At 35.6% G+C, this 13048-nt stretch carries 7 protein-coding genes; 3 read left to right on the forward strand and 4 right to left on the reverse strand.

Translation table 11 applies throughout. The features are described from left to right. Window positions 1–8 precede the first annotated feature (8 nt). Together H3T57_RS00525 and H3T57_RS00530 are read right to left on the reverse strand one after the other, a co-directional pair. On the reverse strand, window positions 9–1079 hold the full coding sequence (locus tag H3T57_RS00525) for a TIGR04086 family membrane protein (RefSeq protein WP_198192565.1): 1071 nt from the start codon (window positions 1077–1079) through the stop codon (window positions 9–11). A gap of 205 nt (window positions 1080–1284) precedes the next feature. Then, window positions 1285–4374 carry a glycosyltransferase gene (locus H3T57_RS00530; RefSeq protein ID WP_198192566.1) on the reverse strand — a complete coding sequence of 1030 codons (3090 nt, stop codon included), beginning with the start codon at window positions 4372–4374 and terminating at the stop codon, window positions 1285–1287. Between the two features lie 279 nt (window positions 4375–4653). Here H3T57_RS00530 and H3T57_RS00535 point away from each other — a divergent pair, with 279 nt between their 5' ends. Together H3T57_RS00535 and H3T57_RS00540 are read left to right on the forward strand one after the other, a co-directional pair. Beyond that, window positions 4654–6198 carry a hypothetical protein gene (locus H3T57_RS00535; protein ID WP_155565846.1) on the forward strand — a complete coding sequence of 515 codons (1545 nt, stop codon included), beginning with the start codon at window positions 4654–4656 and terminating at the stop codon, window positions 6196–6198. Window positions 6199–6300: 102 nt separating this feature from the next. Continuing rightward, window positions 6301–8985, forward strand: a complete 2685-nt coding sequence (locus H3T57_RS00540) for a glycosyltransferase (RefSeq protein ID WP_198192568.1) — start codon at window positions 6301–6303, stop codon at window positions 8983–8985. On the opposite strand, the gene H3T57_RS00545 is transcribed toward H3T57_RS00540, so the two are convergent. Further along, on the reverse strand, window positions 8948–9853 hold the full coding sequence (locus H3T57_RS00545; protein ID WP_198192570.1) for a rhamnan synthesis F family protein: 906 nt from the start codon (window positions 9851–9853) through the stop codon (window positions 8948–8950). The genes H3T57_RS00540 and H3T57_RS00545 overlap by 38 nt on opposite strands. A 235-nt stretch (window positions 9854–10088) precedes the next feature. On the opposite strand from H3T57_RS00545, the gene H3T57_RS00550 reads away from it, so the two are divergent. After that, a complete protein-coding gene (locus tag H3T57_RS00550; protein WP_198192572.1) occupies window positions 10089–11660 on the forward strand; it encodes a carbohydrate porin in 1572 nt (523 codons plus the stop codon). Window positions 11661–11749: 89 nt separating this feature from the next. Here the strand turns inward: H3T57_RS00550 and yiaY are convergent, their stop codons facing one another. After that, window positions 11750–12898 (reverse strand): L-threonine dehydrogenase, encoded by a 1149-nt coding sequence (yiaY, locus tag H3T57_RS00555; RefSeq protein WP_232349698.1) that lies wholly within the window; start codon window positions 12896–12898, stop codon window positions 11750–11752. Between the last annotated feature and the right edge of the window lie 150 nt (window positions 12899–13048).

A 13048-nucleotide genomic window follows, 5' to 3' on the forward strand; every position in this document is an offset into this window, starting at 1 on the left:
ATTGTTATTTAGTGATTATAATTATGATGCTCATTATCAGTAGTTTGATTTTCTAGTTTTCTGCAAACGGTTCTTTGCCCCAATAATCCACAAGCGGTACTAACCAGTGCACCAACTAGCAAGGCGATAAAAGACCAGAATGAAAGACGTGCGATGGCTTTGACAGTCATATCCGCTTTTTCTTTAGCCTGTTCTTTCCATGTGTTTAATTGTTCTTTTGCTTCCTGAAGATTGTTTTGCAAATCATTCAATTTATTGTTTGCTTCTTGTACTGCCTGGTTATGCATGGCAATAATATTGTCAACCGAACGTTCTGCCTCTTTAGGGGTTAAATTAGTATTATTGGCAATAGCTTTTTCTACATCATTACGATCAATGGACTGATAGATGTTTTCGGTACGGGTTTTGAGGTGGCTTATTAAATCAGAAAGAATCTTGTCGGAATTATTTGGGTTGATGCTAATTTCCTTGATAGTATTTTTGGCTTCTTTTTTAACTTCCTTAAATTGTGAGGATAGATAGTCTGGATGTAAAGCTGGAATATCACTTTTTTTCAAAGCCTCTATCACATTTTGATTAAGTTGTTGATTATTCGCATTTGATTTGAAATCAAAATTTTTCAGAGTGTTTTTGCTAAGATCAAAAATTCCTGAAATACCATTTTGGGATGCAGAACCAATGCCGCTTAATAGGGAACCTGTAGATGAGGTTACTGTTCCGATTGTTCCCCCGATCATGGTAAGGATGGAACTTAAAATCATGCATCCAATAATAATGGATAAAATAAGCGAAGTGGCCCAAACAAGGAATCCATGAATGAGGCCATTTACGCCAGCCAAGCGTCCAGTCACAAAAGCGCCACATGCAAGGCTGAGGATAATTGAAACCACAGTCCAGATTAAAACTGTTGTTCCTGCACCATTAATAATATCATCGGATTTAGGAGACAGCATTGAAACACCCAGGCTGCTTCCCAAAATAAAAAGAAGAAAAAATACTGCCATAACTGTAAAAATACCAGCAATAATACTTCCCCAGCATATTCTTTTTTTATTTATATTATTATTTTGATAATCCATTATTACGCTCCTTAATAGTTATTTATTAAAAACAATATTAGCGTAAATAAAAATCTTATCTATTCAATAATTTTATTTTTTTTATTTGTTGTTTTAAAATCACTAAAATGTAATATTTTATTTTAGTGATTTTATATTAAAATATTATAAGTAATTTAAAATAGTTACTAACTATTTATTAATAATATTAAATGAGTTTAAGAAATTATTGTTTTTTATTCCAGGGTGAAATTTCGGGATAAACCAGGTCAAGCCAAGGATGTCTATTTTCAAGATGAGAAACAACCTTGGGTTTGTGGGTATTTTGTTCAGTGAGTACATTGGTCATTGATGCAAAATGTGCCCTATATTCAGCAATAGTATTGGTTACCTGTTTTCCGCTGATACCCATTTCAGCAAGGGAGCACCACATATCAAAATCCTCCCACCCCATTGCATCCCGTTTTACATAAAATCCACCAGCTGCAGCCCAGGCCCATTTGGCAATAAGAACCATTGCGTCAATATAGTTTCCGACGGTGAGGCGTAGGGGATTAAAGGGAACGTGCCCTCCAATGGCCTCTCCTGCGCCAAAATGCTGTATTTCTGGATAGGCATAACCAATATTCGTATTCTGTATGGCCTGCAATAATTTTTCACATGTGTCAGGCATTAAACGGTTATCCGCATCCAATTGCATGGAATACAGTGTTTCACTGGCTGCAATACCAATATTTCGTGCGCCTCCCAAACCAACATTATTTACTGATTGATGGATTTGCAATCGATTGAATCGATGCTTGTGATTTATTGACCATTCAAGAATTAGGGTGATTGATTCGTCAGACGAACCATCATCAACAATAATCAAATCAATATCCTTTAATGTCTGAATAAAAACGGACTCCAGTGCCTCCAGTATATATTGCTGATAGTTATAGGAAGTAATGACAACCGTTACCTCAGATTCCCGCAAGTTATCATGTTCAAAAAGAATGTTGCTGTGTGGAATGACGGGCAAATTGCGAGGGTTATAGTTTTTGCGTGAAATAATAGTTTCCGCTGCCTGTGCTGCGCCTTTTTCATTAACCAAACTTAAAAGCATTGTATCGCAAAGTTTGGATTGACGTTGCAAACTGAAATTCCATAAAACGGCATGATATGCATTTTGCGCCATTTCTTTTCTAAGTGTTTTATTGTCAATAAGCGATAGTAAATATTCTTCCCATTCTTTCGCGGTAGATGCCAGATATCCAGTGACGCCGTGTTGAATGCATCGTTTCAAGGGTTGGGTTGGTGAAACGATTGAACAGACATTTGCCAATGCAGCTTCAAAATATTTAAGCTCACTTTTTGCATTGCAGAAAACATTGTCAATTTCCAATGGGGCAATTGAGATATCAAATCTTGCCAATTCTTGGGGAAGTTTTTCTAAAGGTACGGTATCGCGCCACTCGATGAAATTTTCATAATTTTTCAGTTCCGGAAATTCATTCATATGCAAAATGGGACGGTGGTTTACGGGTTCCCTGAATAAAACAAGGCGTACATTGGAACGTTGTTGAAAAATTGAAATGAGTGCAGGTATGACAAGGGTAAAATCACGCTGATGTGTTCGGGTGCCGCTTGCATAGCCAATCCGGATGTAATCATCATTTTTTGTTGCTTGAACAATACGGGCGGCAAATCGTGATAATTTTACGCATTCATCATCAAAAATATTGGGTAGGGTATATACTAATGGACCGGCATGTCTAGGAATAAGTTCCTGCGCCATATGTTCACGCATTTCTTTTGTAGTTGCAATCGCAAAATCTGAACGCATGAGGGTTTGACGCATGTTGTGAAATGTATGGGCTGTTTTTGCCTCGGTTGTACCAATGGTACGTATACCATCTATGATCTCAATATGGGCAAAATGGGGTTTAAAGACAATATCGTCGACATCAAAGGCGGTTAATTTATTATATTCCTTGCTTAGTTTCAGAATTCCATCAATGTGACCGCTAAACTCAACACGCCATAAAATGATGATATCAGCCCATTGTATATCGTTAACGCTAACATCAGCCGCGTTTGAAACCTTAGCTTCATGGCCGGCCATAATGCAAGCTTTGGCATTACGATAACAACGATAAATTACACCCGGTGTATCGGGTTCTCCAGCAACAAAAAGAATTTTTCTTATGGGATTATAGGAATTGTAATCAGGCCTGGCAAAGTAATTCAGGCTATCCATTGAATGTAAAGAGTTAGAATTTGGAAGGGAATTTCCGATAATGTTATTTTCTTTATAAAATTTTCTTTTAATTACATTTATAAAATTAGGAGCATCTATATCCATTTTTATTTTGTTTTTGATATATTTTTTGACGAATACAGGAGTTTTTCTTTTTAATTGTCTATAGATTATTTCCGATATACTTTTTGGATATAAATTTTTAATAGATATTAATTTTTTATTACATCCATTTTTGGCAACCTGATTGGTTAAATCTTTTAATATCTTGTTTTTTTCCCTGATTTTTTGGGTTTGATTTGCAATCTCCTTTTCAGAATATTGAAGTTTTCTGCCCAATAAATTTTGTTCAATTTTTGATTCCAGAAATAGAGATGGCGTTGATGCTTCGTTTTTTTTATCCAATGAGTTATACATCGACCAATATTGGTCAAAAAAAGCACATTTTTTTTGGAATCGTTGTGCCAGAATAGGTGAGTAACTGAGGTCAAAGAGATTTTTTAACGAAAAAGGAACCGCTGTACCAGTGTAGAGAATGGTCAGTCCAGAATAATGATAAAAATCAAAATGGGGATATTGTGTCTGCCATGCTGTTATGATCGAGGAGTTTTCCTTGGCAATTGAATGATCGCTAAAGATATTATCAATAACAATCGTGGTATTCTCAGGAAGTTTTTCATATAGCGAATTTATAATGGGTGCTTTTTTAAGGGATTGGTTCAGACTGTTGATGAAAATACAATCGTAATCGGAAATATCAGGTTTGATGGGTAACAAGGTGTTCGGATATGAACAGGGGCTTTCTTTCTTTTGTTTTCCACTGAAACATTGACTGGATAGTTCAAAACTGTCAATAATTTCGCATATATTCTTATGAATGATTCTTTCAATATCATTATCAAATATTGCAATTTTTTTTGGTTTTAGGTTTGTTATCAACCATACGAGAATAGAATAATGGTGATGAATTTCATTTTTTAGAAAGGGAATATGAAAAAACAGATTCTCATTATCGTTTTTTAAGAGATCTTTTAATGAACTCGTTTCTTTTTCTTGTAAAGGTTGATTTTTTATCATGATATATAAGCCTGGAATTGATTAACTATATGAATTATGTTACAATAATATTGTATATTTGAAGTATACAAAGTATGATTTTAAGGTCATAATCCTATCATAAAATTGAATAAACGATTTGTTTTTAAGTTTGATTTAACATTAGTGTTTTGTTACAACATACAATGTTGCAAGTAAAAAATAAATTTGACAATTTTTAAGTAATATTTTACTTTTTTAACAAAGTAGAATTAATTTTGATAAATTATAATAATTTGGATATTTTAGAGTAAAGTAGAGATGGCAATTATAACGGTTCCAGGTGGTTCAGATTCTTCTATAGCTGTGACTGTAGATGGTTCTCAGGCCTTAGCACTGGCTAATCAAATCAGAGATGATATTGTAAGTCATTATTATAAAACTGACAGAGATATTGATGTTACTAATTTTTATAACGGGGATGATATTTCTCCATTAGCATCACGATCAAATCTTTTATTTGACGGCGTTATCAGGAACGGAGGTGTTTATAACGTTAAGGATGGCGTTAATTTCATTACCGTTGGAACGCTAATCAAGGACGGACAGAAACTTGATGCCAATGATAAATTTGATGCAAATAACTTTAGATTCCTAAATGAACCCGTAACGGTAAATTCAGCAATGAGCGCCAATCAGTACGTTCGTGTATTGGCGGGGATTGATGGTCAAGTCACTTATAAGGCGGGCAAGGAAAGTGGGCAATTTGCTGGCGGATCCAAGGATCATCCAATCAATTTTATCGGTAATGATCAAGAGGGTGGTAGATGGCAAATAGCAACTGGTGACGGAGATGATACCATTGCCTCCGGTTCAGGAAATAATGTCATAAATGCGGGTGCCGGCAAGAATAAGATAACCTTGGGAACAGGTAATAACCAGGTTACTTCGGATGGACAGGATACAATCACCGCGCCTAATGGTGGTTTTAATTCTATTACCATTCGTGGCGGTCATTCATTGATCAATATTGGTGATAATAGTCTTATCAATGATGTGAGTAGCAATAACGTTATCACTGTTGGGGGTGGCAGTACTGTTATTGGTGGTAACGCGGGCAATGTTACATTCAATGCCGCTTCTAATGATGGTCATAATAACAATCATAACCGTAACGAATTTTTGGGTGGTCAAAACAACACGATTACAGCTTCTACGGATAATTTTGATGTAATTCATGGTGTTAACAATACATTCAATATCAATGGTAGTTTCAAGTTCTTCAATGGTACAGGCAATACGAATGTTACCCTAACTGGTGGGCAGAATATAACTACACAAACTCAAATATTTGGTGCGGATGGGTTAAACTTCCACCTGACAGCAAAAGATGTTAATGATCCAAATAATCCAGTTCTACTTGTCGCTGGCGGTGGTGGAAACCAGACATTGGATGGTTCGACATCTTCTTCGAATCTCTTGATTTACTCTGATTCAACCAAGGGTGCTACAACGCAACTACTTGGTGTTGGTGGTGCTGGTAATGATACTCTGGTTGGTGGTGTTGGCTCAAATACATTGACCGGTGGTGAAGGTAACAACTTGTTTATCTTTACTAAAGATACAGATCAGGGTGGTAAGACATTAATTACCGACTTCTCCAAATCCAAAAATAATATGGTTGAATTCCTCAACTACGGATTTAATAGAAGTGATGTTGATCGTATTCTTCAGAATGCACATCAGGATGATAAAGGAAATGCTGTTCTTGATCTTGGTAACCATCAATTGATTCTGCAAGGTGTTTCAGTTAAGGATCTTAAAGGGACACAGTTTACTTATATCAATGATCCAGTAAAAAAATAAAAGACTAGATCTATATTTGGTTTTTTCGAAAAGCTTGCTATTTTATAAATAGTAAGCTTTTCTGTTATTATGATCATTATTTTCACTAGCCAGTTGTAATTTATGTATAAAAAAGAAAATGATATTGAATATCTAAAGGCTGAAATTAAAAAAAAAAACCGGCTTATTGATGAATATCATTTAACCTTCAGAATATTGAATTTACAAATTGCTCAATTACAGCATTATAAAAATCGTATTTCAAATTTACATGCTCGTATAGAATATTATAGGAAAGTCATAGATCGGCTGGAAAATATTATTCCTGTAAAAAAGTTTATAAAGATCGTCTATTTTGGAATAGATCGTTGTGTAAATATACTTGAAAAAATTTTTAAAAAAATTAATTGTAGACAATTTATAATAAATGAAAAAAATAATTTTATTATTCATTACAAATTTTTTGAAAACCAACAGTTTAATCAATCACATCTAATTTTAATTGTTGCGGAAGTTACGTTACCACAATGTTATAAATATCGTGTACAGCAAAAAAAAGAATATTTTGAAAAATTGGGATGGCAATGCAGAATTGTTGACTGGAGAAATCAAAGTGAGGTTTTGTCAGTCTTACAAATTTGTAAAGAAGTGATTTTTTACAGGGTTCCTGCTTTTCAAAATGTTTTGGATCAGATTTCTGAGGCTAAACGATTGGGTTTAAAAACCTGGTGGGAAGTTGATGATTTAATATTTGATAAAAAATTATATTTACAATGCGGGTTTATGAAGTATTTACCCAAAGAGGAGTTGGATTTATTACTTTTTGGATCAGGATTATTCCGTAAAGCGTTATTGGCTTGTGATCATGCAATTGCCTCTACATCCTCTTTGGCACAAAATATACGACAGGTTGGAGTTCATGAAGTTAAGGTTATAGAAAATGCCCTGGATCAAAATACTTTACGAATTGCTTCAGACCTTTATCCACGTAAATTGGAAATAGGTGGTGATCTTAAGAAAAAAGATGAAATAATTGTTCTTTATGGATCCGGGACTAAAACTCATAATGCTGATTTTCTGATTGCGGCCGATGGAATTATTTCGGCACTTATTCATGAAAAAAAATTAAGATTATGGATAATAGGGGAACTTGAATTACCAAATCAATTTGAGGATTTCAAAAACCAGATCTGTTATTTTTCTTTTCGGTCCTATGATCAATACATGAAATTATTGGCACATGCTGATATAGCCATAGCACCGTTGGAAGATATTGCCTTTAATGATGCCAAAAGCAATATTAAATTTTTAGAGGCATCCATTTTAGGTATTGTCTCTGTTTGTTCTCCCCGAAAGAATTTCAAAGAAATAATTCGGGATGGTGAAAATGGCTTTATTGCTAATTCGACATCTGAATGGAAGGAAAAAATATGTTTACTGGCTGGGAACTCCCAGTTACGTCAACGTTTAGGACGACAGGCTTATTATGATGTCTTAAAGGATTATTCTCCCGATACAATTTTAAAAAAACAGGTTGAACCTATTTTTGGAATACCGAATAAACAAGTCAGGGATAAATTAAAGATTTTGGTGGTTAATCTTTATTATGCACCATATTCTTACGGTGGTGCCACCATGGTTGCAGAGGAAATGTCCCGTCGGATACAAAAAAAAGAGAATACTGAAATAGCAATTTTTACCTCCCGACCTTTTTCACAACATAAAGGATTAAGGCGTTATTGTGATAATGGATCCTTGGTCTATTCAGTAAAGATTTCACCGCAATCATATCCATCTGAAGAATTCAATAATACAGAAATTGTGGATCCATTTGAAATGGTTTTACAGGCTGTTCAACCAGATATTGTACATTTTCATGCAATTCAAAATCTTGGACTGCATTTGATTGCTTCATGTCAACTGAAAGATATTCCTTATATTATTACTCTTCATGACACGTGGTGGCTTTGTGACCGTACATTTATGGTCAAAAATAATCATAAATATTGTTTTCAGGAAAAAATAGACCTGAATATTTGTCAGGCATGTGAACCCCAGGTTTTCTATTTAAGAGAACGAATGAAAATGATGAAAAAATCACTTGAAGGAGCCTCGTTGTTATTAAGTCCAAGTGAAACACATCGTCAGCTTTATATAGTGAATGATGTTGATCCCGATAAAATTATAGTAAATCGTAACGGAGTTTCCCGTCCAAGAAAATTGCGTAAAGCGCGTATGGCGGGTTCTGTCTTGAGGTTTGGTTTCGTTGCCGGAAATGAGATAATAAAAGGCTATAATCTCATTTTTGACGTATTTACATCATTAAAACATGAAAACTGGAAATTGACGATTGTAGATAGCAAAAACAATCTTGGATATTCATCATTTGATATAGATTCCTGGAAGGGGCAGGATAAGGTTATCATTATTCCACCCTATGATGAAAATTCAAAAGATGATTTCTTTAATGAAATAGATATATTGCTTTTTCCTTCCCAATGGAAAGAAAGCTATGGGCTGACAGTCAGGGAAGCTTTGCTACGAGATGTTTGGGTTGTGTGTACCCATCCTGGTGGTCAGTCAGAGGATGTTATGGACGGTATAAATGGTACCTATATTTCATTATATGATGGTTCGGAAGAATTAAAAAAGGTTATTGAAGGATTTCTGGAACAACCATCCTTTTTGGATGCCTATCTTAATCCATATAAGGATCATATTATGACTTATGAACAACAGGCTGATGAATTATTTGAAATCTATAACAGTGTTAAAGTGGCGGAGAACAAGAAACACCCTGTTTTATGAAATATGTCCAGGCAAGTTTTGTATCATAAGTTATGGCAAGATATTTCAGCCGTTTCCACCATACGGTATGGGGGATCATCGGTCGGTTAGTATGGTTGTTTAAATAGGTGTCAATATAGTTTAATTTGAAAAATTGATTGTTTTTCAGAAGTGTACGGTAATAGTTTAGCCAGAAAATTCCAAAGTGATTATCACGGATGAGTTCTTTTTTAATAAAAGGGACGTTATCAGAATGCAGGATAGTATACCAATCCAGGTGCATGGGATTGACGTTTTTTTTATTTCTAAAAAGTCTTGTTTTTGTTGGTGACCAGGCTGCCTTGCATTTAATTTCTGGAATTGATTGCAGAATGCGTCCCAGCTTTAATTCACCTTGCTGGATAATGGCCTGCCTGTCCATTTGTTTGAATGGTTGCATAAACAAGCCTTGAATTGCTGGATTAAAAAATGTGGTATGGTTAAAACACAGAAACCATGATTGGAAATGCCAGTTCACTTCAAAACTATCAACCATCCCCCATATATCCAAGTTTTCGGTAAACATTTTTTTAAAAACAGGCTGCAGGGGATATATGGGGCCAAAAATGCTGTCATTAGTTAGTAGGATATAATCAGCATGATCGGTGACTTTTTTTATTATTAAATCTTGCCATGCTCCAAAATCCAGTCCCTGATTAGGACGAGAATGGGGTGTTATTGAATGTTTTTGGCAAAAATCGTGTATATCCTTTGAAATTTTTTCTTTCCCGGAAAGGGCTAAATGTGTTTCCCATCCGCATAAATAAAGTTGCCTTAAAAAATGTTTAGTGTCGGGAAGAAGTTCATCCGTTGAATTATAAGAGGCAAAAAGACATATTCTGTTTGACATATTTAGTGATGATATTTGACTTATAGTGAAAATTTATCGTTAGAATTCATAAATTTAAAATATTTATTATTAAATTCTAAATATGAAATGTGAAAAAAACAAGAATTAATATTAAACTAGCTGTAAATAAAATACATTGATTTAAAATTAAAATACATATCAAGTATTTTATATTGAAAAATAATATTTATTTATTGTTAAATGTAATAAAAAAATAAATAAATTATGGGAAAACATGAAAGAAATATTTAATAAAGGTATTTTATTATCAAAAATATTTAAATTATTATGTTTTTCTTTAATTGTTATTTTTATACAATTAGAAAATAATAATTTAATTGTTCATGCTCAAAATTCACAAACAGATTCTTTGGAACAAAATCGAAAATATGATGATGAGTTAACGGATTGGCACATGATTCCGGCTGGTAGTAGTGGTGGATGGAGAACAGCTGTCAGTCGTGCAGAAAGTAACCGTATTGATATCCAAAGAATGCAGAAAGAGAGAACAAATCCCTATTTGCCCCAACCGGAACATTTGCTTGGAAATTGGTGGGGATTGCATTCATGGTTGTATAACCGGGGCATTAATATCAATTTTGACAACCAAAATGAATTTGCAGGAAATATTTCAGGATATCATCAAAAGAAATCAACCAATACAGGTGCAGTGGATGCAAATATAGATATTGATTGGGAAGTATTGATTGGGGATAACTGGATCACGAATGGTCTGGTTGGACATATGACAGTTATTGGTCGTTATGGAAGCAATCTGAGTGCAGGGCTTGGGGAAAATATAACACAGGTGCAGGAATTATATGGTGCTGGTGGGAATGTTGTTGCAAAACTAGTAAATCTGTATCTGGATAAACATCTTTTGGAAGATCGCATGATCATGTCCTTTGGAAGGATGGATGTCGGGGCAAGCTTTGCAACCAGCCCCATTCAGTGTTATTTCATGAATAATGGAATTTGCGGTAATCCAAAACCCTTAAGTGGACAGGCGGCAGGTTTTTCAGCATGGCCGGATTCAGAATGGGGAATTAATATTCTGTTTCAGGCCACTCCTCAATATTTTATACGTATAGGTATGTATCAGGTAAGTCGGGCGGCTTATAGCAATAGGGCCGGCCATCGGGCAGGCTGGGCCGCTGTGGTGAGAACAGGTGAAGATGCCGGTGGGGAATTTCCTATAGAAATGATCTATCAACCAAAATGGGGAAAGCATGAATTAACGGGACATTATAAAATTGGATTTGCCTATGATACGTCACCTTATCCTGTTTGGGGCCGTTCCATTTACGGGGGGCATATCACTTCGGCTAATGGAATAGATCAGGAATGGAAACGGGGACGGGATGAGGAGTGGGTTTTACTGGATCAGATGATTCAGCGAAATGGGCCGGGTGATTTGGACGGGTTGATAGGATATCTTGGTTTTGTTCACAGTAATCCAAAAACATTTCAAAGACAAAATCAATTTCTGGCGGCCATTATCAATACCGGATTTTGGCAATCACGGCCTATGGATGGAATAGGTGTTCTATTTGTTCATCAAATTATGAGTCGGGAAGCACGCAAAGCGCAACGATATAACATAATGTCAGGTTTTCCCATCGGGGATATTGTTTCAGGAGCATCTGGAATACAATCAGCAGAAACAACGGTAGAGCTTACTTATTTAATTCATATTTATGATGGAGTTATGTTTCAACCTGATTTTCAATACGAGATTCATCCAAATGCACAAAAAAATATTCCTAATGCAGCCTTTCTCGGATTCAAAAGTCGTGTAGACTTTTAAATATCTTTCAGTAATTTACATTAGATAGATGATAAAAAAACAGGATATGGTTATCCATATCCTGTTTTTTTAAGTTATGAATTTATTAATTACATTGCTGATTTAAAGATTGCCGCAACTTCTTCAGCATTTCCCTGACGGGGATTGGTCAAGGCGCAAGCATCCTTAAGCGCATTGGCAGTCAAGGTGGGAATATCTTTTTCCTGAACCTTGAGTTCTGTCAGATTGGCAGGAATGTTAATATCTTTTGAGAGGCTGCGAATAGCCGCGATACAGGCTTTGGCGCCTTCCTCATCATTCATGCTACTAACATCAATATTCATTGCCTTTGCAATATCTTTTAAACGAGCGGCACATTTGGGGAGGTTGTATTCCTGAACGTGAGGCAACAGTACTGCATTACAAACCCCATGTGGCAAACCATAAAAACCACCAAGCTGATGTGCCATTGCGTGGACATATCCCAAGGATGCGTTATTGAATGCCATTCCTGCGAGCAGTTCTGCATAGGCCATATTCTCACGAGCTTGCATGTCCTGGCCATTTTTAACTGCATTGCGCAGATTTTCTTCGATTAGGGTTACGGCCTTCAAGGCACACGCATCTGTGATGGGTGTGGCGGCAGTGGAAACATAGGCTTCAACTGCATGAGTCAGAGCATCCATACCTGTCGCAGCAGTCAGTCCGGGAGGCATACCCGCCATTAAAGCGGGATCATTGACAGACAAAATAGGTGTTACATGAGGTGTAATGATAGCCATTTTAACATGGCGTGTTTCATCCGTGATAATGCAAAAACGGGTTATTTCACTGGCTGTTCCAGCCGTTGTGTTGATTGCGATTAATGGAAGTTGAGGTTTGTTGGATTTGTCAATTCCCTCATAATTTTTGATTTCACCACCATTGGTGGCAAGCAGGGCAATCCCTTTGGCACAATCATGCGGAGAACCACCCCCAAGGGAAATAACGAAATCACAATTATTTTTTTTGAGTATTTTTAATCCGTCATTAACATTTGTTACGGTAGGATTGGGATGGGTGCCATCAAAAACATTTGTTTTAATTCCTTGCTGATCAAGCATATCAGCAATTTTTTTGACTACTCCGTTTTTGCTTAGAAATGAATCTGTAACGATAAGGCCATGCTTGAGACCATGTCCCTGAATGTGGGAAATAGCGTCTTGTAAGGCGTTTTTACCAATAATATTTACAGGTGGAAGAAAGAATGTAGTACTCATAATATTGTATATCCTTTATCACCATTATAGTTTCTTAGAGATATATAAGAGTAATTTAATAAAATTAAAGTCTTTACTCTAAGTAAATAAGGGGAAGAGTCGCGCTCTTTTTATTAAGTATGTTTGTAAATTTTACAAAATTATAATCCC

Origin of the sequence: Commensalibacter sp. W6292M3 (assembly GCF_016101315.1) — a bacterium.
Classification (GTDB): domain Bacteria; phylum Pseudomonadota; class Alphaproteobacteria; order Acetobacterales; family Acetobacteraceae; genus Commensalibacter; species Commensalibacter melissae.

Coding starts and splice junctions, on each gene's coding strand:
- H3T57_RS00530 (WP_198192566.1), bottom strand. CDS start 4,374: ATGATAAAAAATCAACCTTTACAAGAAAAAGAAACGAGTTCATTAAAA.
- H3T57_RS00545 (WP_198192570.1), bottom strand. CDS start 9,853: ATGTCAAACAGAATATGTCTTTTTGCCTCTTATAATTCAACGGATGAA.
- H3T57_RS00525 (WP_198192565.1), bottom strand. CDS start 1,079: ATGGATTATCAAAATAATAATATAAATAAAAAAAGAATATGCTGGGGA.
- H3T57_RS00535 (WP_155565846.1), top strand. CDS start 4,654: ATGGCAATTATAACGGTTCCAGGTGGTTCAGATTCTTCTATAGCTGTG.
- H3T57_RS00550 (WP_198192572.1), top strand. CDS start 10,089: ATGAAAGAAATATTTAATAAAGGTATTTTATTATCAAAAATATTTAAA.
- H3T57_RS00540 (WP_198192568.1), top strand. CDS start 6,301: ATGTATAAAAAAGAAAATGATATTGAATATCTAAAGGCTGAAATTAAA.
- yiaY (WP_232349698.1), bottom strand. CDS start 12,898: ATGAGTACTACATTCTTTCTTCCACCTGTAAATATTATTGGTAAAAAC.